At 64.6% G+C, this 19,794-nt stretch carries 21 protein-coding genes and 1 tRNA gene; 10 read left to right on the top strand and 12 right to left on the bottom strand.

Annotated features, from left to right (window positions below):
- Positions 1-7: 7 nt before the first annotated feature.
- On the bottom strand, positions 8-766 hold the full coding sequence (locus AC1DVR_RS21835) for a DeoR/GlpR family DNA-binding transcription regulator (protein WP_478002731.1): 759 nt from the start codon (positions 764-766) through the stop codon (positions 8-10).
- 178 nt (positions 767-944) lie between these two features.
- Between AC1DVR_RS21835 and glpK the strand changes: the two genes are divergently transcribed.
- On the top strand, positions 945-2,420 hold the full coding sequence (gene glpK, locus AC1DVR_RS21830; RefSeq protein ID WP_478002730.1) for a glycerol kinase GlpK: 1,476 nt from the start codon (positions 945-947) through the stop codon (positions 2,418-2,420).
- A 22-nt stretch (positions 2,421-2,442) separates the two neighbouring features.
- Here the strand turns inward: glpK and AC1DVR_RS21825 are convergent.
- The 9 genes from AC1DVR_RS21825 to AC1DVR_RS21785 all read right to left on the bottom strand — a co-directional run bounded on the left by AC1DVR_RS21825 (position 2,443) and on the right by AC1DVR_RS21785 (position 10,175).
- Positions 2,443-2,519, bottom strand: a tRNA-Pro gene (locus AC1DVR_RS21825).
- Between the two features lie 68 nt (positions 2,520-2,587).
- Positions 2,588-3,580, bottom strand: coding sequence for a DMT family transporter (locus tag AC1DVR_RS21820; RefSeq protein ID WP_478002729.1), 993 nt, complete (start codon positions 3,578-3,580; stop codon positions 2,588-2,590).
- 213 nt (positions 3,581-3,793) lie between these two features.
- Positions 3,794-4,900, bottom strand: coding sequence for a 3-isopropylmalate dehydrogenase (leuB, locus tag AC1DVR_RS21815; protein ID WP_478002728.1), 1,107 nt, complete (start codon positions 4,898-4,900; stop codon positions 3,794-3,796).
- A gap of 104 nt (positions 4,901-5,004) precedes the next feature.
- Positions 5,005-5,994 (bottom strand): endonuclease/exonuclease/phosphatase family protein, encoded by a 990-nt coding sequence (locus AC1DVR_RS21810; RefSeq protein ID WP_478002742.1) that lies wholly within the window; start codon positions 5,992-5,994, stop codon positions 5,005-5,007.
- 77 nt (positions 5,995-6,071) lie between these two features.
- Positions 6,072-6,881 carry a hypothetical protein gene (locus AC1DVR_RS21805; RefSeq protein ID WP_478002727.1) on the bottom strand — a complete coding sequence of 270 codons (810 nt, stop codon included), beginning with the start codon at positions 6,879-6,881 and terminating at the stop codon, positions 6,072-6,074.
- A 318-nt stretch (positions 6,882-7,199) separates the two neighbouring features.
- A complete protein-coding gene (gene leuD, locus AC1DVR_RS21800; RefSeq protein ID WP_478002726.1) occupies positions 7,200-7,805 on the bottom strand; it encodes a 3-isopropylmalate dehydratase small subunit in 606 nt (201 codons plus the stop codon).
- A 9-nt stretch (positions 7,806-7,814) separates the two neighbouring features.
- Positions 7,815-8,333, bottom strand: coding sequence for a DMP19 family protein (locus AC1DVR_RS21795; protein WP_478002725.1), 519 nt, complete (start codon positions 8,331-8,333; stop codon positions 7,815-7,817).
- A gap of 3 nt (positions 8,334-8,336) precedes the next feature.
- On the bottom strand, positions 8,337-9,755 hold the full coding sequence (leuC, locus tag AC1DVR_RS21790; protein ID WP_478002724.1) for a 3-isopropylmalate dehydratase large subunit: 1,419 nt from the start codon (positions 9,753-9,755) through the stop codon (positions 8,337-8,339).
- Between the two features lie 264 nt (positions 9,756-10,019).
- Positions 10,020-10,175, bottom strand: a complete 156-nt coding sequence (locus AC1DVR_RS21785; protein ID WP_478002723.1) for a DUF3563 family protein — start codon at positions 10,173-10,175, stop codon at positions 10,020-10,022.
- A gap of 212 nt (positions 10,176-10,387) precedes the next feature.
- On the opposite strand from AC1DVR_RS21785, the gene AC1DVR_RS21780 reads away from it, so the two are divergent.
- The 3 genes from AC1DVR_RS21780 to rlmH all read left to right on the top strand — a co-directional run bounded on the left by AC1DVR_RS21780 (position 10,388) and on the right by rlmH (position 12,743).
- Positions 10,388-11,767: a mechanosensitive ion channel family protein gene (locus tag AC1DVR_RS21780; RefSeq protein ID WP_478002722.1), complete on the top strand. Its 1,380-nt coding sequence runs from the start codon at positions 10,388-10,390 to the stop codon at positions 11,765-11,767.
- Positions 11,768-11,899: 132 nt separating this feature from the next.
- Positions 11,900-12,271: a ribosome silencing factor gene (gene rsfS, locus AC1DVR_RS21775; protein WP_478002721.1), complete on the top strand. Its 372-nt coding sequence runs from the start codon at positions 11,900-11,902 to the stop codon at positions 12,269-12,271.
- Between the two features lies 1 nt (position 12,272).
- Positions 12,273-12,743, top strand: a complete 471-nt coding sequence (gene rlmH, locus AC1DVR_RS21770) for a 23S rRNA (pseudouridine(1915)-N(3))-methyltransferase RlmH (protein ID WP_478002720.1) — start codon at positions 12,273-12,275, stop codon at positions 12,741-12,743.
- Positions 12,744-12,774: 31 nt separating this feature from the next.
- Here rlmH and AC1DVR_RS21765 read toward each other — a convergent pair whose 3' ends face one another.
- Positions 12,775-12,897 (bottom strand): hypothetical protein, encoded by a 123-nt coding sequence (locus tag AC1DVR_RS21765; RefSeq protein WP_478002719.1) that lies wholly within the window; start codon positions 12,895-12,897, stop codon positions 12,775-12,777.
- 45 nt (positions 12,898-12,942) lie between these two features.
- On the opposite strand from AC1DVR_RS21765, the gene AC1DVR_RS21760 reads away from it, so the two are divergent.
- The 6 genes from AC1DVR_RS21760 (at position 12,943) to AC1DVR_RS21735 (ending at position 19,376) form a co-directional block, all read left to right on the top strand.
- Positions 12,943-14,286, top strand: coding sequence for an esterase-like activity of phytase family protein (locus AC1DVR_RS21760; RefSeq protein ID WP_478002718.1), 1,344 nt, complete (start codon positions 12,943-12,945; stop codon positions 14,284-14,286).
- 112 nt (positions 14,287-14,398) lie between these two features.
- A complete protein-coding gene (gene gpmI / locus AC1DVR_RS21755) occupies positions 14,399-15,922 on the top strand; it encodes a 2,3-bisphosphoglycerate-independent phosphoglycerate mutase (RefSeq protein ID WP_478002717.1) in 1,524 nt (507 codons plus the stop codon).
- Positions 15,919-17,058: a murein hydrolase activator EnvC family protein gene (locus tag AC1DVR_RS21750; protein WP_478002716.1), complete on the top strand. Its 1,140-nt coding sequence runs from the start codon at positions 15,919-15,921 to the stop codon at positions 17,056-17,058. The genes gpmI and AC1DVR_RS21750 overlap by 4 nt, the downstream gene beginning before the upstream one ends.
- Positions 17,059-17,064: 6 nt before the next feature.
- Entirely contained in the window at positions 17,065-18,405 is a 1,341-nt protein-coding gene (locus AC1DVR_RS21745; RefSeq protein ID WP_478002715.1) for a S41 family peptidase, read from the top strand.
- Positions 18,402-18,905: an RNA pyrophosphohydrolase gene (locus AC1DVR_RS21740; RefSeq protein WP_478002714.1), complete on the top strand. Its 504-nt coding sequence runs from the start codon at positions 18,402-18,404 to the stop codon at positions 18,903-18,905. Before AC1DVR_RS21745 ends, AC1DVR_RS21740 begins: the two co-directional genes overlap by 4 nt.
- Positions 18,906-18,968: 63 nt before the next feature.
- Positions 18,969-19,376, top strand: coding sequence for an ester cyclase (locus tag AC1DVR_RS21735; RefSeq protein ID WP_478002713.1), 408 nt, complete (start codon positions 18,969-18,971; stop codon positions 19,374-19,376).
- Here AC1DVR_RS21735 and AC1DVR_RS21730 read toward each other — a convergent pair.
- The gene (locus AC1DVR_RS21730) at positions 19,373-19,789 is read right to left on the bottom strand and encodes a MarR family winged helix-turn-helix transcriptional regulator (RefSeq protein ID WP_478002712.1); all 417 of its coding nucleotides are present in this window, start codon (positions 19,787-19,789) and stop codon (positions 19,373-19,375) included. The genes AC1DVR_RS21735 and AC1DVR_RS21730 overlap by 4 nt on opposite strands.
- Positions 19,790-19,794 lie beyond the last annotated feature (5 nt).

The following is a 19,794-nucleotide window of genomic DNA, read 5'->3' as shown; positions in this document are numbered from 1 at the left end:
AGGGCGCTCAGACGACATGCACCTCGGTGCCCCAGGCCAGACATTTGGCCGCCAGCGGCTCGGGCAGGGGCGCGTTGGTGAAGAAGGCCGACAGATCGGCCAGCGAAGCCAGCCTCGCCGGGGCCGAGCGGGCAAATTTGCTGTGGTCAGCCACGAGGAAACTGTGCCGCGCCTGGCCAACGATGGTCCGGTAGACCCGCGCCTCGGCCAGATCGAAATCCAGAAGGTCGCCATCGGCATCTATCGCCGAACAGCCCATCACGGCGAAATCCACCTTGAACTGGCTGAAGAATTGCGGCGTCATATCGCCCACCAGCCCGCCATCGGACCGCCGCAGCGCCCCGCCGGCCAGCACGACCTCGCAATCGGCATTGGCGACCAGCGTGTTGGCCACATTCATGTTGTTGGTGATGACGGTGATGTTCTTGTGGTGCAGCAGCTCGCGCGCCACCGCCTCGGTCGTGGTGCCGAGGTTCAGGATGATCGAGGATTTGTCCGGGATCGCCGCAGCACAGGCCCGGGCAATCGCGGCCTTGGCCTGTTCATTGGCATGCCTGCGCTGCTCATAGCCCTGACTGGCCGCCACGACCCGCAGCACGGCCCCGCCATGCACCCGGTCCAACAGCCCCAGATCCCCCAGGTCGGCAAGATCCCTGCGGATCGTCTGCAGGGTCACCGCAAATTTGCGGGCGAGGGCATCAACGGTCACGCGACCTTCGGCACGCGCGAGCTCCAGTATCTCGGCCTGCCGGAAACTCAGTACCAAAGCACCAATCCTTCACTTTAACTGCGTCACTTTAATAGTATTTTTTTCTGACACGGGAAATTGCGGCTGTCACTGCCTTTCTGGTTGTGCCGGCGCGAGCGTGCGGCGTTTTCCCGCAAAATGGCGCTTTGCCCGCACCGGCTTTCCTGTCAGCCTGACCAAAACGGAGGAGAATTCAATGCACCATATCCTTGCGATCGACCAGGGCACGACCTCGACCCGGGCGATCCTTTTCGATGCCGCGCTGCGCCCGGTGGTCAGCGCCCAACGCGAGTTTCCCCAGCATTTCCCGGCCTCGGGCTGGGTCGAGCACGAGCCCGAGGATCTGTGGCAGACCACACTGACCTGCGCGCGCGAGGCAATTGCCAAGGGCGGCCATCTGCCCGCCGCCATCGGCATCACCAACCAGCGCGAGACCACCCTTCTGTGGGACCGCGAGACCGGCCTGCCCCTGCACCGCGCCATCGTCTGGCAAGACCGCCGCACCGCGGACATGTGCGCCGACCTGCAAGCGCAGGGCCTGGCACCCCTCATAACGCAGCGCACCGGGCTGCTTCTGGATCCCTATTTTTCGGGCACCAAGGTGAAATGGCTTCTGGACCAGATCCCCGGCGCGCGCGCGCGGGCCCGGGCCGGCAAGCTCGCCTTCGGCACGGTGGACAGTTTCCTGATCTGGCGGCTGACCGGCGGCCGCGTCCACGCCACCGACGCCACCAATGCCGCCCGCACCCTTCTGTTCGACATCAGCCGCAATGAATGGGATGCCGAGATCTGCGCCGCGCTCGACATCCCGATGGAACTTCTCCCCGAGGTCCGCGACAGCGCCGACGATTTCGGCACCACCGCGCCGGGCCTGTTCGAGGCCGAGATCCCAATCTGCGGCGTGGCAGGCGACCAGCAGGCCGCCACCGTGGGCCAGGCCTGCTTTGCCCCTGGCATGATGAAGGCCACCTATGGCACCGGCTGCTTTGCCCTGCTGAACACCGGGACCGAGCGGGTCACCTCCTCGACCCGGATGTTGACGACCATCGCCTACCGGCTGAAGGGGCAGACGACCTTTGCGCTGGAAGGTTCGATCTTCATGGCCGGAGCGGTGGTGCAATGGCTGCGCGACGGGCTGAAGATCATCGACCGCGCCGATGCGACGCAAGCCTTGGCCGAGGCCGCGGACCCTGCGCAGGGCGTGGTGCTGGTCCCTGCCTTCACCGGCCTTGGCGCGCCCTATTGGCAGCCTGAAAGCCGCGGCGCGATCTTTGGCCTGACCCGCAGCACCGGCCCGGCCGAGATGGCACGCGCCGCATTGGAAAGCGTCGGCTACCAGACCCGCGACCTTCTGGAGGCGATGCGCGCCGACTGGAAAGCGGCGACGGCCGGCATCCTGCGCGTCGATGGCGGCATGGCGGCCTCGTCCTGGGCGATGCAATTCCTGGCCGACATCATCGGCGCCCCGGTCGACCGCCCGGTGACGCCGGAGACGACGGCGCTGGGTGCCGCCTACCTCGCCGGCCTCGCGCGCGGGCTTTGCCCCGAACCTGCCGAGTTTGGCCGGACCTGGGCGCTGGACCGCCGCTTTGAACCCAAGATGCTGAAGGTCGACGCCGACGCCCGCTATGCCCGCTGGCAACGCGCGGTGGCCGCGACGATGCAGTTCTGAAGGGGAAAGGGGTTCGGGAAATTGGTCGGAGCGAGAGGATTCGAACCTCCGACCCCCTGCTCCCGAAGCAGGTGCGCTACCAGACTGCGCTACGCTCCGACCGTGGGCGGGGAGTTACCGCGTGGCGCCGGGGTTTGCAAGGGGTGCCACGCGGATTCTCTGCCAAGTCACTGCAGATCGTCACGTTCCGGCGGCTTCGGGCCCCGGCTTTCGAAGAACTTGAACCAGGAGGTCAGGCGCGGCATCACCCCCAGCTCGAACCGCAGGCGCGACTCGGTCACCGGGCGGTTGGCCGAGACGGTCGGCGTGCCCTCGCGCATGACGATGTAGATGCCCGAGGCGATGATGATCCCGGTGCCGACCAGCGTCCAGAGGTCGCTGGATTCGTGAAAGATCATGCTGCCGTAGATCGAGGCCCAGATGATCTGTGAATATTGCATCGGCGCGATGATGGCCGCCTGCGCGCGGCGATAGGCGGCGATGCTGAGAAGCCCGGCCACGAAGCTCAAGGCCGACATCGCGGCCAGAAGGCCAAGATGTTCCACCGGCAAGGGCTTGTAGACAAAGGGAAGCGCAAGCCCCGAGACGACGAAGTTCGCGATCATCGGGTAAAGCATGATGACCACAGACCGCTCCGACGAGCCCGACATCCGCACCAGGATCGAGCTCATCGCAAAGACCAGCGAGGCGCCGATTGCCGCCAGATGCCCCAGCCCCAGATGCGACTGCCCGGGCCGCAGGACGACGATGACGCCCAGAAGGCCCACGACAATGGCGATGCCCCGGTGCAGCCCGACCTTCTCGCCCAGAAGCGGGATGGCCAGGAGCGTGATCAGGATCGGGGAGGAGAAGAAGATCGGATAGGCCTCGGACAGGGGCAGCGCCGAGAAGGCGTAGAACCCGAGGAGTGAGTTCAGCACGACGAAAACCGCGCGGATCAGCGTCATCGCCTTCTTTTTCGGGATCAGCGTGCCCGAGCGCTGATCGCCCATCAGCATGATCGCGACGAGGGGAAAGCCGAACAGCCCGTTGAAGAAGATGTTCTGGAAGGGGCTGTAACTCGCCCCCATGTATTTCACGATGACGTCACTGGTGGCGTAGATCGCGAAGGACAAAAGCCCCAGAAGCGCTCCGTTCAGATTGGATTGGCGGGCGGGCATGACAGACCTGATGTGGGAGTTTGGGCAAGGTGCCAGCCCCCTCCCTTGCGCCAAAGCGCCGGGATTTCAAGGGCCATTTGTGAGCGCTACCGGGGAATTTCGGCGAAATGAAAACCAGGGTCCCGGAAGCGCAATCTTCGGCGGCATTTTGCCGGAGGCGCAAAGCAAAACGCGCCCGGCTGTCACCGGGCGCGTTGCCAAAGGGTTGGAGGCTTAAAGGCTGGCGTCCAGCGCCGCGATGACCGCATCGCCCATCTGGCTGGTCGAGATCGGGGTGCCGCCCTCGGGGCCCATCAGGTCGGCGGTGCGCAGACCGTCGGCCAGGACCTTCTCGATGGCCTTCTCGACGCGGGTGGCCTCGTCGCCGAGGTCGAACGAATAGCGCAGCGCCATGGCGAAGGACAGGATGCAGGCGATCGGATTGGCCTTGCCTTGCCCCGCGATATCGGGGGCCGAACCGTGGACGGGCTCATACAGCGCCTTCGGGCGGCCGTTCATCTGCGGCAGGCCGAGGCTGGCCGAGGGCAGCATGCCCAAGGAGCCGGTCAGCATCGCCGCCATGTCGGACAGGATATCGCCGAACAGGTTGTCGGTCACGATGACGTCGAACTGCTTGGGCCAGCGGCACAGCTGCATGGCGCCGGCGTCGGCGTACATGTGCGAAAGCTGGACGTCGGGATATTCCTTGTCGTGGATTTCCTGCACCACGTCGCGCCACAGGATGCCCGATTCCATCACATTGGCCTTCTCCATCGAGCAGACCTTGTTGTTGCGTTTGCGGGCCAGCTCGAAAGCCGAACGCGCCACGCGGGCGATCTCGGATTCGGTATAGCGCTGGGTGTTGATGCCAACCCGCTCGTTGCCTTCAACGAAAATGCCGCGCGGCTCGCCGAAATAGACGCCCGAGGTCAGCTCGCGCACGATGACGATGTCCAGGCCGGCCACGACCTCTTTCTTCAGCGAGGAGAAGTCGGCCAAAGCGTCAAAGCACTGCGCCGGGCGCAGGTTGGAAAACAGGTCCATCTCCTTGCGCAGGCGCAGCAGGCCGCGCTCGGGCTTCACCGAGAAGTCCAGCTTGTCGTATTTCGGGCCGCCGACGGCGCCCAGCAGAACGCAGTCCACTTCCTGCGCCTTGGCCATTGTGGCGTCGGTCAGGGGCGTGCCATGCGCGTCATAGGCGCAGCCGCCGACCAGATCCTCGGAGACGTCGAATTTGATGCCCCGCTTGGTGTCGAACCAGGAGATGATCTTTTTGACCTCGCCCATGACTTCCGGGCCGATGCCGTCACCGGCGAGGATGAGGATTGAGGGATTGGCCATGGGGCGCTCCTGCTGAATTGGTCGCGGTTGGCCTAGCGGCTGGGGCGCGCGGGGTCAAGCGGCACAGGGGCGCGCCGCGTTGTATCGCAAGGATTTCCCGCCTTTCAGGGCAGGGTCAGCCGCAGCCACACCGGGCGGTGCCGACTTGCCGTGGCGAGGGTCAGGGCGAGCGGGTCACTGTCCGGCGGCCAGAGCACGCCAGCGGCCACGACGCCCAGATCGCGGGAGGGCAGGATCATGTCGAGCCGTAGCCCCCAGCCGGTCTTGAAGACCGCGGTGTCGAGGCGCGGATCGCCCGCCCCGTGATCCGCCCGCCCCGCGGTGCCGCGCGGCATCGGGTCCTGCAACTCGGGGCGCGCCATCAGGGCGCGGAGGTTTTCGGGCAAGCCGTCGCCATCCTGAGGGTCGAGGTTCGGCTCCCCCATCAGCAGGAAGGGCGGGCGCGGAGCGGGGTGAAAGCCGGGATCGGGGGGCTTGGGCAGCTTGCCGTCCAACAGGCGCAGCCAGAGGGCGGTCTCGTCGGCGTTGCGGCGGCCATTGCGGTCCTCGGGTCCGTCAAAGATCGGCGGGGTGGCGGACCAGACCAGCAGGGTCAGCGCCTTGCCCGGGGCATAGGTTACCGGCACGGCATAATGCCCGGCGGTGGACAGGCGCTGCAGGGCGGCGGCCTCGGGCGCAAGGTCGGGCGGCAGGTTGGCGCCGGGCAGATCGCGCCACAGCAGGCCCGAGTAATCCGTCACATGATCGCGGTCGATCGGCAGCTTCGACAGGATCGCCATGGCAGCTTGCCCGGCAAAGCGGCCATAGGCCTGCGCATCGCGTGGCCCGGCGAGAGCGCCGTCATGGTCAAGGTCCAGCCCGGTTGGAATGCCGGTGTTGGGGCGCAGGGCCAGAGCCTCGGGGTAGTCCAGGCCTGCGGCGCGCAGCCGCGCCTGCAGGGCCGCCAGGGCTGCGCCATCATGGTCATAATCGAAATCGGTCAGGACGAGCAGATCGGCCTTCAGCGCCAGCAGGACCACGATGCCCGCCTCGATCTGCGGGTCGTCGGCCTTGATCAGGTGCTGCAGCAACAGCCCGGGACCGGCCTGCGCCATGCCGCTGTCATAGGTCGCCACCAGAAGGCTTTGCGCCGCCGCCGGACCCGGCAGCAGGCCGAACAGTAGCCAGAGGATCAGACCGGCGCGTATTGCGCACCCGCCTCGCCGCCCCGCGCCTGACGGCGGCTCAGGATCATCGCGGCGACCCGGCCCATCGCGATGCCGCGCATGAACAGGCTGGCGGGCAGGAAGGCCCACAGCGTCATGGTCCAGATCATCGTCTGCGGCGAGGTCAGCGCCATCGGGGCAAAGCCCCAGGAGGCGATCTCGACCACGGCGGGGGTGATGAAGGGCAACAGGAAGCCGAGCGCGATGTTGATCCGCGCATCGCGGGTCAGACGGACCACCACATCCCCGCCCGAAGTCGGGTCGAAGGTTGGCAGATTGACCCAGACGTTGAAGGGCCGGTCCCGCCGGGGCCAGCCACCCATCCGCATCATGATCACAAAAATCGCGAGCGAGATCAAAGAGATCAGGTAAGACATCCCCGCCGCCGTCCGCACCGCGCCGACCTGGGCGCTGGTCGATCCCGCCGACATCATCAGCGTGGCCAGCCGCACCGGACTATAGGGGAAATCCATCGACAGGCCGATCAGCGCGCCCACGGCATGGACCAGTTCGGTCATGGTCGAGGGATGCACCCGGCCGCGTTCGATCACCGAAAGGCAGAACACCGTGGCGAACAGCATCAGAAAGCGGATGCGGTTGAAGGGCGGCGCATCGCGGAACTCGACCAGGCCGGGGTAGACGGAGTTGTATTCGACAAAGGTCAGCACGCCCAGAAACAGCGCGACAAGCGCCACCATCTGCTGGCTGTCGGCCCGCGGATCGGCCAAAAGAACGGTCGGCGTGGCGACGACAAGCATCACCAACACAGCCCGCATCGCCGCGCCTGTCAGCCGCGAAATCACTGCTCCTGCACCCCTCTGCCAGACGGTCCTGATGCTTTGCCAGGCCCTTGTTCCAGCGATTTTCCGCACATTGCGGCGGATTGCCTCAATCTTGCCCAAATTGTGCCTTCTTTCCCGCAACACTGCAACCGTCACGGCCACAAGACCCGGCCAAAGCGGCGCTTTCACGGTTCGGGTGTTGCAGGATTGAATCAATTTTGCGTTAAAAAAATGGCCGCCCGGTAGGTAATAAACCGGACGGCGCAAGATGTTGTAGCTGCTAGGTTTTATTTTCTAGCGATAGGGTCGGGATCAGGCCCAGGGCCGCAGCGTCGCTGCCTTTTTCTCAAACGAATCGATGGCAGAGGCCTTGACGAGGGTCAGACCGATGTCATCCAGGCCGTTGATCAGGCAGTGCTTGGAGTGGCTGTCGACCTCAAACGGGAAAACCTGGCCATCCGAGGTGGTGACGGTCTGCGCCTCCAGATCCACGGTCTGCCGGGCATTGGCGCCCTTCTTGGCGTCCTCCATCAGCACGTCGACCACGTCTTGCGGCATCACGATCGGCAGGATGCCGTTCTTGAAGCAGTTGTTGAAGAAGATGTCGGCGAAAGAGGTCGAGATCACGCAGCGGATGCCAAAGTCCAACAGCGCCCAAGGCGCATGTTCGCGCGACGAGCCGCAGCCGAAGTTGTCGCCCGCGATCAGGATCTGCGAATGACGGTAAGCCGGCTGGTTCAGCACGAACTCCGGGATTTCCGAGCCGTCGAGGTTGTAGCGCATCTCGTCAAACAGGTTCACCCCCAGCCCCGACCGCTTGATGGTCTTGAGGAACTGCTTGGGGATGATCATGTCGGTGTCGATGTTGACCAAGGGCATGGGCGCCGCGATGCCGGTCAGTTTGGTGAATTTTTCCATCTTCGTTTCCTACAAGGAGGGTCGCCGCAGCGCCCGATGATGTTCCTGAATAAAGGCAAGGACGGCCGCACTGACCGTCCCCAGCCCAAGTTCGTAATAGGCGGCCTCAAGCGGCGCGAGCCTCTCGATCCATTTGTCAAGATCGTCGCCATTTCTGGCGAAGAAGACAGCCTGCAAGGCTGAAGACGTTGCTGCATCGCCAAGATCTGATGTGTCCACGGCCTTGCGCAGTATCTTCGCTTGAGAAGGCAAGGCGATCAGGGTCATGGCGGCATCTCCCCGCAGAAGGTGGGGAGAAGCGTATTCGAAGCAACTTGCCAGCCCGCCTGACTGAATGCAGGTGTCACAAGCCATGGCGGAAGCCAACAACCTCTCCTCTCGCATGAGGGCTCGCTCTCCGAAGGCTTGCTCGCAGCCGATCAGGACGTCGGTATAACCCGACACAAAGGTGACATCCGACTTGGCAAGGACAGCTTCCAGCCGCCTCTCACTCTCCCGATGGAAGTCATCCTTTGTGTCGAGACGCATGCCTCAGACCGTCTCACTCATCAGCTCGCGCACATCGGTCAGGTGACCGGTGATCGCGGCGGCGGCGGCCATGGCGGGGCTCAGGAGGTGGGTGCGCCCCCCGCGGCCCTGACGGCCTTCGAAGTTGCGGTTGGAGGTCGCCGCGCAACGCTCGCCCGGCGAGAGCTGGTCGGGGTTCATCGCCAGGCACATCGAGCAGCCGGCCAGACGCCATTCAAAGCCCGCGTCGATGAAGATCTGGGCCAGGCCCTCTTCCTCGGCCTGGGCGCGGACCAGACCCGAACCCGGGACGACCATGGCGCGCAGACCGTCTTTCTTCTTCTTGCCCTTCAGGATGGCCGCAGCCGCCCGCAGATCCTCGATCCTTCCGTTGGTGCAGGACCCGATGAAGACGGTGTCGATCGTGATGTCCGACAGTTTCTGGCCCGGCGTCAGGCCCATGTAATCCAGCGAGCGCTGCACGGCCTCGACCTTGCCACCGTGGAAATCGGACGGGTTCGGCACGACGCCGGTGATCGGCAGCACGTCCTCGGGAGAGGTGCCCCAGGTGACGACCGGGGCGATATCCTCGCCCTTCAGCGTGATGACCTTGTCCCAATGGGCGTCGGCGTCGCTGAACAGGGTCTTCCAATAGGCCACCGCAGCCTCCCAGGCCGCACCTTTCGGCGCGTGCGGGCGGCCCATGCAATAGGCGAAGGTCTTCTCATCGGGGGCGATCAGGCCAGCGCGGGCGCCGCCCTCGATCGCCATGTTGCAGACGGTCATCCGGCCTTCCATCGACAGTTCGCGGATCGCCTGGCCGCAGTATTCGATGACATAGCCGGTGCCGCCGGCGGTGCCGGTGGCGCCGATGACGGACAGGGTGATGTCCTTGGCGGTGACGCCCGGGCGCAGGCTTCCGGTGATTTCCACCTTGAAGTTCTTGGCCTTGCGCTGGATCAGCGTTTGCGTCGCCAGCACATGTTCCACTTCCGAGGTGCCGATGCCATGCGCCAGCGAACCAAAGGCGCCATGGGTCGCGGTGTGGCTGTCACCACAGACCACGGTCATGCCGGGCAGGGTCCAGCCCTGTTCCGGGCCGACGATGTGGACGATGCCTTGGCGAACATCCGACACCGGATAGTAGTTGATGCCGAAATCCTTGGCGTTCTTGTCCAAAGCGGCGACCTGGATCCGCGAATCCTCGGTCATCGTGGCGGCATTGGCGCGGTCCAGCGTGGTCGGCACGTTGTGATCGGGCACGGCGATGGTCTTCTCAGGCGCGCGGACCTTGCGGTTCGTCATGCGCAGCCCTTCAAAGGCCTGCGGGCTGGTCACTTCATGGACTAGGTGGCGGTCGATATAGAGCAGGCAGGTGCCGTCTTCGGCTTGGTCAACCAGATGGTCATCCCAGATCTTGTCATACAGGGTACGAGCGGTCATGGCTCTCTCACTTCAGCTGTGGTTCGGGAATGGACAAAAGCCGCGCCGAGGCGCGGGGCGCGTCTAAGACGCGACAGTCAAATTCGTGCGAGGACAGACCGCAGGCGCTGCGTAAAGCGCCAGGGCAGACGTGCGTGATCCGCGATGTCGAAGAAACGATCCATGGAGGGCTAGATATGCCGATCGGGCCGCGCAATCAAGCCGGGAGCGTGGTGCCAATCGGGGCCGAAGCCCCGAATTGCAGGCTTATTTCAGCAAAGACGATCAGTAGGCGGCGAATTTGCCCCGGCTGATCTCGCGCTCGCGGGATTCAAGGTCATAACGGCTGACCGATCCGCAGAGATAGGCAAGTTCACGGTCCGCACGGCTGGGAATCATCGGAAAGAGGCGGTGGAACAGGCGGGAAATCGTGGGTTTCATGGTTCTAACTCCTGATATCCTCCCTGACGCCCTTATGCCGCAACGCAGCAATCCGAGCCAGCCCCGTTTGCGGGATGGCGCTTTGCACCTGATGCATGACGCCAGAGAGGCACCCTTGCGCCAGCCGCATGGCTCGCGGGACCGGAGTTCCCATCCGGCGCCTGACGCGCGGGATTTGCTTTGCGGGGCGCGTCATGCGACAGATTCGTTCCATGGACACCATAGACCCCGACATTCTGGCCAGCGCGCAGGATCTGGCGACGCAGATCTCGACCTTTCTGCAGTCGCTGCTTTTGCCGTCGCGGCTGTTGCAGGTGGTGCTGGTGGTCGTGCTCTTCGGGGTCGCCGCCCTGATCCGTTACTATGCCGAGCCGCGCGTGGACGCCTATCTGCGCAGGTTGGAGGGCGTTCCGCCGCAACGCATGCGGTTTTACGCGATTCTGAAGCGGCGCATCCGGGGCATCAGCTTTGTCGCACTGACCTGGATTGCGGTCGGGGTGATCGAGCAGATCTCGATCTATCCCTCGCGGCGCTATCTGGTGGTGATCGCGGCCACGGTCGCCTCGGCCTGGGTGCTGATCGGGCTGGTGGCGCGGCTGATCCGCAACCCTTTCCTGCGCCGGGTCGTGGCCTGGGCGGGGTGGATCTATGTGACCCTGCAATACATGGGGTTTCTGGCGGCGGCGACCGACTTTCTGGACTCGCTCGGGATCACGCTGGGCGATGTGCGGATCACGGCCTTGGGGGTGGTGCGGGCGCTGGTGGTGACGGCGGTGCTGATCTCGGCGGGGCGGCTGTTGACTCAAGCCATCACGCGACGGCTGGCCAAGAATGACGACATCTCGCCCTCGGTGGGCGTGCTGGCGGTCAAGCTGGTGCAGATCGTGCTCTATTCCGCAGCGGCCTTCCTGGGGTTGAAGGCGCTGGGGTTCGACCTGACCGGATTGGCCTTCCTGTCCGGGGCGATCGGCGTGGGTCTGGGCTTTGGCTTGCAGAAGGTGGTGTCGAACCTCGTCTCTGGCGTGATCATCCTGATGGACGAAAGCATCAAGCCGGGCGATGTGATCAGCCTGGGCGATACCTTCGGCTGGATCGCCTCGCTCGGGGCGCGCTATGTCTCGGTCGTCACCCGCGACGGGCGGGAATATCTGATCCCGAACGAGGACCTGATCACCGGCCAGGTGGTCAACTGGTCGCATAGCAATGACCTGGTGCGGCTCGATATCACCTTTGGCATCTCTTACGCCGACGATCCGCATCAGGTGCGGCGCGTCGCGGTAAATGCGGCGCGGACGGTCTCGCGCGTGCTCAAATCGCACGATCCGGTCTGTCATGTCACTGGCTTTGGCGAAAGCTCGGTCTCCTATGTCTTGCGCTTCTGGATCAGCGACCCGCGCGAGGGGCTGACCAATGTGCGGGGGCAGGTTTATCTGGCGCTGTGGGATGCTTTCAAGCGCGAGGGCTTCCGGATTCCCTTCCCGCAGCGCGAGGTGCATGTGTTGCCCAAGGGCGGGATCAAAATGGGTGAAGGCGAGGACTCGACCTTGGCGCCAAATCCCGATATGGGGCGCGCTTCACCTGCGGGACGTTGAGAAATCCTTCGCCTACTGCTAGTCTGAACTCATCCCGCACCGCCCTTCAGGCGCTGCGCCTTACCGGAGGACGCTGTCCTGTCTCAATTTGATCCTGCGACCGGGCTTCCGGTCGGGCCCCGGGCCGAGCGCATGGCTGCGCCCGACTATACGGCGGAAGATGTGCTGGCGGTGGTTCTGGCCTCGCTTGACGACGACAAGGCCGAAGATGTCGTGCAGATCGACCTGCGCGGGCGTTCGGATGTGGCCGACTACATGGTCATCTGCTCGGGCCGCTCCTCGCGTCAGGTCGCCTCGATTTCCGACAAGCTGTCTGACCGGCTGAAGGAAAAGTTCCGCATGGGCGCCAAGATGGAAGGCAAGGAAACCGGCGATTGGGTTCTGATCGACGGCAGCGACGTGATCATCCACGTCTTCCGGCCCGAGGTGCGCGACTTCTACCAGCTGGAGAAGATGTGGATGCCCTCGGCGGCGCATCGGACCGACACGGACGCTGCGGTCTGAGATGAGGGTGCATCTGGTGGCGGTGGGAAGGCTTCGTGCCGGACCTGAACGCGATCTGGTGGCGGATTACTTCCAAAGATTCGACCGGACCGGGCGGCCCTTGGGGCTTGGCCCGGTTTTGGAACATGAGGTCGAGGACAAGAAGAACCTTGGGATGGCAGCCGAGGCCGAGCTTCTGGCGCGGGCCGTGCCTTCGGGCGCGGTTCTGGTCACGCTGGATGAACGGGGCAAGCTCATGTCCTCGCCCGAGTTTGCCACCCAGTTGGCCCGCTGGAGGGATGCCGGGCGGCAGGATGTGGCTTTCGTGATCGGCGGGGCGGATGGGATTGATCCGGCGTTTCGGGCCAAGGCCGATGCCTCGGTCAGCTTCGGCCTGATGGTCTGGCCGCATATGATGGTCCGGGTCATGCTGGCCGAGCAATTGTACCGGGCCGCGACGATCCTCGGTGGCGGGCCTTATCACAGGGCGTGAAACCTGTGTGATTGCACGCGTGCAATCCACATCAACCCATTGATTTAAAATAACTTTGCATTTTTTCTTCATCTTTTGTTAAGATCTTCCCGCGCAGGACTCCGGCCTGCGCCTCTGTCATGCTCCCTTTGAAAATCTGTCGCGGAAGCGTCATGAGGCACCCCTAAGGACGGAGGGGACATCATGAGGGGAGAGCGACATGCGCTCAGGTATTTCGACGTTCTTGGGGACGGTTGCTGTGGTTCTGGCCGCAGGTGCGGCCAGCGCTGAACCCAAGTTGCTGGCCATCGGCCAGATGACCGCAAGTGCGGCGGGCGAGGGGCTGGACATGTCCGGGCTCAAAGGCAATCTGGAGAACAGTCTGCCGAAGGCGATGCTGGGCGGGCTTGGTTCGGGTCTGGCCTATGCGGGCAATGGCACCTTCCTGGGCCTGCCGGACCGCGGGCCGAATGCAACGCCCTTCAACCCCAAGGTTGATGACACCGTGACCTTCATCCCGCGCTTTGACACGCTGACCCTGGCGCTGACCCCCGCCGCCGCAGGCGCCGCCCTGCCCTTCGAGATGAAGCCCGAACTGACCGCCACCACCCTGCTTTATAGCCCGGATGCGCTGGTCTATGGCTCGGGCGAGGGCCTGGACATCGGCTCGGGCGTGCCGGCGGAGAATACTGCGGGGCATAACTACTTCACCGGGCGGTCGGATGCGATGGACCCGGCGAAATCCTCCTGCAACCCGGGCAACGGGCGTTTCGATGCCGAGGGCATCCGGGTCTCGGCGGATGGCAAGTCGGTCTATGTCTCGGACGAATATGGCCCTTATCTGTATGAGTTCGACCGGGCGACGGGCGCGCGCATCAAGGCGATTGCCCTGCCGGAGAACCTGTGCATCAGCAAGCTTTCGGCGATGAAGGATGACGAGATCAAGGGCAACACCCTTGGCCGCGTCACCAACAAGGGGATGGAGGGGCTGGCGATCACCCCGGATGGCAAGATGCTGGTCGGCGTGATGCAGGCCGCTTTGGAGCAGGATGCGGGCGACAAAGCCAGCAAGAAGCTGATTCGTCTGGTGACCGTCGATCTCGCCTCGGGCGAGACGCATGAATATGGCTACAAGCTCTCCGATGGTTCGGGCGTCAGCGAGATTGTCGCGATCAACGACCATGAATTCCTGCTGGATGAACGCGATGGCGCGGGGCTGGGCGACGGTTCGCCCGCCGAAGCCAAGAAGCTGTTCCGCATCGATCTGACGGGCGCCAAGGACATCACTGCGCTCGCCGGGCCGGAGGCTGTTGAAGCGGTCGTGAAGAAAACCGAAGTGCTGGATCTTGTGGCGCTGCTGGGTGCGCATGGTGTGACGGCGGACAAGGTGCCGTCGAAGATCGAAGGCATGGCCTTTGGCGAGGACGTGACGCTGGACGGCACGGTTCTGCACACGCTGTACATTGCCAATGACAACGACTTTCTGCCTGAAACCGCCGGGCCGAACCTGTTCTACGTCGTGGGCTTCAGCGATGCCGATTTGCCGGGCTTTGCGGCAAAGTAAAACCGGCTGAATTGCAAGGGCGGCGGGGCTTTGGCCTCGCCGTTTTGCATTGGGGTTGTTGTTTCTGGGTCCTGTCGGTCATATGAACGGCAAGAGCAAGTTGGAGACCGATATGACCGCGTTCAAACCCGTTGTTCTGTGCATTCTGGATGGCTGGGGGATCGGGGCCAATCCGGCGGTTTCGGCCCCGGCGCAGGGCCATGTGCCAAATTTCAACCGGATCTGGGCGGAATGCCCGCATGCGACGCTGACCACCTTTGGCCCGGATGTGGGCCTGCCGACCGGGCAGATGGGCAATTCCGAGGTCGGCCACACCAATATCGGCGCGGGACGGGTGGTGGCGATGGATCTGGGCGCGATTGATCTGGCGATCGAGGATGGGTCTTTTGCCAAGAACGAGGGCGTGGTGGAGTTTGTAGCCAAGATGCGCGCCTCGGGTGGCGTGGCGCATCTGATGGGCGTGGTGTCGGATGGCGGGGTGCATGGGCATCTCAACCATGTGCTGGCGGCTTGTCGGGCGATCACGGCGGCGGGCGTGCCGGTGGTCTTGCACGCGATCACCGATGGGCGCGATGTGGCGCCCAATTCGGCGGCGGAGTTTGTCGAACATCTGATGGTCTCGCTGCCCTTCGGGGCCAGGGTTGGCACGGTGATCGGGCGCTATTGGGCGATGGACCGCGACAACCGTTGGGAGCGGGTCGAGCGCGCCTATCAGGCCATGGTTCATGCCAAGGGCGAGGTGGCGGCGACCCCGCAGGAGGCGGTGGCGCAGTCCTATGCCAAGGGCGAGATGGACGAGTTCATCGCGCCGACCGTGATCGGCGATTACGCCGGGGCCAAGGATGGCGACGGGTTCTTCTGCCTGAACTTCCGGTCGGACCGCGCGCGCGAGATCCTCGCCGCGCTGGCCGATCCGGCGTTTGGCGGTTTTGATGCCGGCAAGCGGCCGGTCTGGGCGGCGCTGCTGGGGATGGTGGAGTACTCCGAAAGCCACAACACCTATATGGCGACGGCCTATCCGAAACGCTCGATTGTCAACACCATCGGCGAATGGGTGGCCGATCACGGCAAGACCCAGTTCCGGCTGGCCGAGACCGAGAAATATCCGCATGTGACCTTCTTCCTGAACGGCGGGCGCGAGCAGCCTTTTGTCGGTGAGGACCGTTTCATGCCGAAGTCGCCCAAGGTCGCGACCTATGATCTGCAGCCCGAGATGTCCTCGGTCGAGGTGTCGGATCATTTGGTGATGGCGATCGAGAAGGGCTATGACCTGATCGTGGTGAATTTCGCCAACCCGGACATGGTGGGCCACACCGGCAGCCTGCCCGCCGCGATCAAGGCGGTGGAGGCGGTGGATATCGGGCTGGGCCGGGCCTTGGCGGCGCTGAAGGCCATGGGCGGGGCGATGATCGTGACCGCGGACCATGGCAATTGCGAGCTGATGGTGGACCCGGTGACCGGGGGCCCGCATACCTCGCATACCACCAACCCGGTGCCGGTGGTGCTGGTCGGCGGGCCGGAGGGTGCGGTTCTGCGGCAGGGTGGGCGGTTGGCTGATCTGGCGCCGACGCTTCTGGCGCTGATGGGGCTGGAGCAGCCGCCCGAGATGACCGGAAAGAGCCTGCTTCTGGCATGATCAAAGCCTGCGCCCTTGCCCTGCTTCTGACCCTCGGCGCGCCGGGGGTCTTTGCGCAGGAGGTGCAGGGCAGTGTCGCCAAGGCGGCGCAGAAGGCCTCGGCGGATCTGGAGGCCTCGGTCAAGGCCCTGCAGGCGGCGGATGCGGCCAAGGACCGGGTCGCGGCGCTGACCAAGACGATCAAGGCCTATGAGGGCGGGCTTCTGGCCCTGCGCGAGGCGATGCGGCAGGCGCAGCTGCGCGAAACCGCGCTGACCTTGCAGTTCCAGGCCAAGCGCGGGCAGGTTTCGCAACTTCTGGGGGTGCTGGCGGGGCTGGACAGTGAGCAGGGGCCGCTCCTCCTCCTCCATCCCGATGGGCCTTTGGGCACGGTGCGGTCGGGCATGGTGCTGGCGGAGGTGGCGCCCGCCCTGCAGAAGGAAGCCGCCGGGCTGAAGCAGGATCTGACGGAGCTTCGCGACCTGCGCGCCTTGCAGACCCAGGCGCAGACGACGCTGGCGCAGGGGCTGCGGCAGGTGCAGCTGGCCCGCACCGACCTGTCGCAGGCGATGTCGGACCGCACCGCCCTGCCCAAGCGGATCACCGAAGACCCCGCCGCCCTGCAGGCGCTGGTCGCCAATGCCAAGACGCTCGCCGCCTTTGCCAAGGGCCTCGACCCGCAGACCACCAGCGTGCAGGGCTTTGCCGAGGCCAAGGGTGCCCTGCCCTGGCCGGTTCTGGGCCATATCATCCTCCACCCCGGCGAGACCGATGCCAAGGGCGTCACCAAACCGGGGCTGACGCTGGCCACAAGGCCACTCGCCTTGGTCACCGCCCCTTGGGCCGCGACGATCCGCTACCGCGGCCCCTTGCTCGACTACGGAAATGTGATGATCCTGGAGCCGGGAGCAGGCTATCTATTGGTTTTGGCCGGGCTCGATCAGGTCTATGGCGAAGTGGGCGATGTCGTCTCGCAGGGGGATGCCTTGGGCTTGATGGGCGGATCGGTGGAGGCAACGGCGGCAAATGCCGCAGATATCCTGCGTCCGGCCGACAACGGCTCTGGTGCAGGCGACAGCGAAACGCTTTATGTGGAATTGCGCAATGGGGGCCAGCCGATCGATCCGACGGACTGGTTCACCGCTAACGAGGAATAAGAAGGCATGAACAAGGTTCTGATGGCCGCAATCGGCGGCACGGTGGCGGGAGCGTTGCTTGTCACCCAATTCGCCGGGCCGCTGATCGCAGAGGAGGCCGGCAAGAACACCTCTGTCTATCAGCAGCTGGATCTGTTCGGCGATGCCTTCGAACGCATCCGCAGCCAATATGTCGAACAGGTCGACAGCCAGAAACTGATCGAGGCGGCGATCAACGGCATGCTGACCTCGCTTGACCCGCATTCGAGCTATATGAACCCCAAGGACAATGCCGCGATGCAGGTCCAGACCAAGGGTGAGTTCGGCGGCCTCGGCATCGAGGTGACCCAGCAGGACGGTTACATCAAGGTCGTCTCGCCGATCGACGGCACGCCGGCCGACAAGGCCGGGATCAAGACCGGCGATCTGATCATCAAGGTCGATGGCAAGTCGGTCAACGGGCTGACGATGGATCAGGCGGTGGACCTGATGCGCGGGCCGATCGGCTCGGAAGTGGTGATCTCTGTCGTGCGCGAGGGGACCAAGGACCCGTTCGACGTCTCGATCATCCGCGACACGATCAAGGTGGCGGCGGTCAAGGGAAGGCTGGAGGGCAGCACGGTTGTCCTGCGGATTTCGTCCTTCACCGATCAGACCTTCTCGGGCCTGCAGGCCGAGCTGAAGAAGGCGGTCGATCAGGCCGGCGGTCTGGACAAGGTCAATGGCGTGGTCCTTGACCTGCGCAACAACCCTGGCGGCTTGCTGGTGCAGGCGATCCAGGTGTCGGATGCGTTCCTCAACGAGGGCGAGATCGTCTCGACCCGCGGGCGCAACCCGCAGGACAACGAGCGCTTCAACGCGACCAAGGGTGATCTGACCAATGGCAAGCCGATGGTCGTGCTGATCAATGGCGGTTCGGCCTCGGCTTCGGAGATCGTGACCGGCGCCTTGCAGGACCATCACCGGGCCATCGTTGTGGGGACCAAGAGCTTCGGCAAGGGCTCGGTCCAGACCATCCTGCCGACGCGGGATGGTGGGGCGATGCGCCTGACGACGGCGCGCTATTACACTCCGTCGGGCCGGTCGATCCAGGCTTTGGGTGTCATGCCCGATATCGTGGTGAACCAGCCGCCGGTGGACCCGAACGCCAAGCCCGAGGATCCGAATGCCGATCCGAACAAGATGACCTCGGAAGCCGATCTGAACGGCATCCTGTCCAACGACTCGATGACCGATGACGAGAAGAAACAGCTGGAAGCCGACCGCGCGCGGACGGAAGAAGCCTCCAAGCTGCGCGACAGCGACTTCCAGTTGGCCTATGCGGTCGACATCCTGCGCGGTCTGGCCGCGGTGGACCAGAAGCCGTGAGCGAGGCGGTCAAGGCAGAGGATCTGCCCTACCGTCCCTGCGTCGGCGTCACGCTGATCAACCCGCAAGGGTTGATCTTTGCCGGGCGGCGGCTGGATGGCGGGCAGGCCAAGGGCGGGGCTGCGGCCTGGCAGATGCCGCAGGGCGGGATCGACGAGGGCGAAAAGCCGCGCGTCGCGGCCCTGCGGGAGTTGGGCGAAGAAACCGGCGTAACCCCGGATCTGGCGGCGTTTGTCGCCAAATCCGCCGGTTGGCTGACCTATGACCTGCCGCCCGAGCTTTTGGGCAAGGTCTGGGGCGGCAAGTACCGCGGGCAAAAGCAGCGCTGGTTCCTCTATCTTTTCACCGGGCGTGACGATCAGGTCAACATCGTGCAGCCGCATCAGGAATTTGCCGAATGGCGCTGGATCAGCGCAGAGGAGATGCTGGCCGCCATAGTCCCCTTCAAGCGCGCGGTTTACGAACAGGTGATCGCGGAGTTCCGCGACCATCTGGCCTGAGCCGGTTGACGATATATACAGCATAACTGTATATATGCCTCCATTCCCCGATGGAGTCAGAAGATGCAGGACATGCACAAGGCGGCGGTGCGCCGTTTCAACGCCGAGGTGATCGAGGGCGGCTCGGCTGAGGCCTTTGCCGCCTTGATGGACCCCGAATTCATCAACCACTCTGTCCCGCCTGGCGCGCCGCAAGGGGCGTCAGGCATGTGGTACACCTTTGATCAGGTGCTGCGCCCGGCGCTGTCCGGGCTGAAGGTGGTGATCCATGACCAGCTGGCCGAAGGCGACCGGGTGGTGACGCGCAAGTCGATCACCGGGCGGCATACCGGGGCGCTGCTGGGTCTGGCTGCGACCGGGCGTGCGGTGGAGATTCAGGTGATCGATATCGTCCGCTTGCGCGACGGGCGCTATCTGGAACATTGGGGCGTCAACACGCTGGCCGCCGTGCTGGCCGGCCTGCGCGCTTAGGCCTCGGGCCGGGACAGGGCTTGCAGCGCCGGCATGGCGGCGGCGAGTGCTGCGCGGTCGGGTGGGGAAAGCTGGGCCAGACGGGCGGCGATCCACTGGCTGCGCGCAGCGCGCCCGGCCTGCAGGCGGTCCTGCCCCGCGGCGGTGATCGTCACCAGCTGGCCGCGGGCGTCCGCAGGGTCGGGGGCGCGGTGGACCAGACCTTCCGCCTCCATCTGCGCCACGACCAGCCGCATGCTTTGGTGGCGCACCCCGCGCGCGGTGGCCAGACGGGCCATGCTTTGCGCGCCATGGCGGCCCAACAGACCCAAGGTCTCGGACTGGGCGGAGGAGGGGGTGCCAGCCTCTTCACGCACCAGACGGACCAGATCGCCGATCACGCGACGCAGGGTTTCGGCGAGGTCGTCCTGCATGTCGC

It is taken from the genome of Rhodobacter sp. P2_H5, from assembly GCF_056403335.1.
This window is presented reverse-complemented; position numbering and strand designations above follow the sequence as displayed.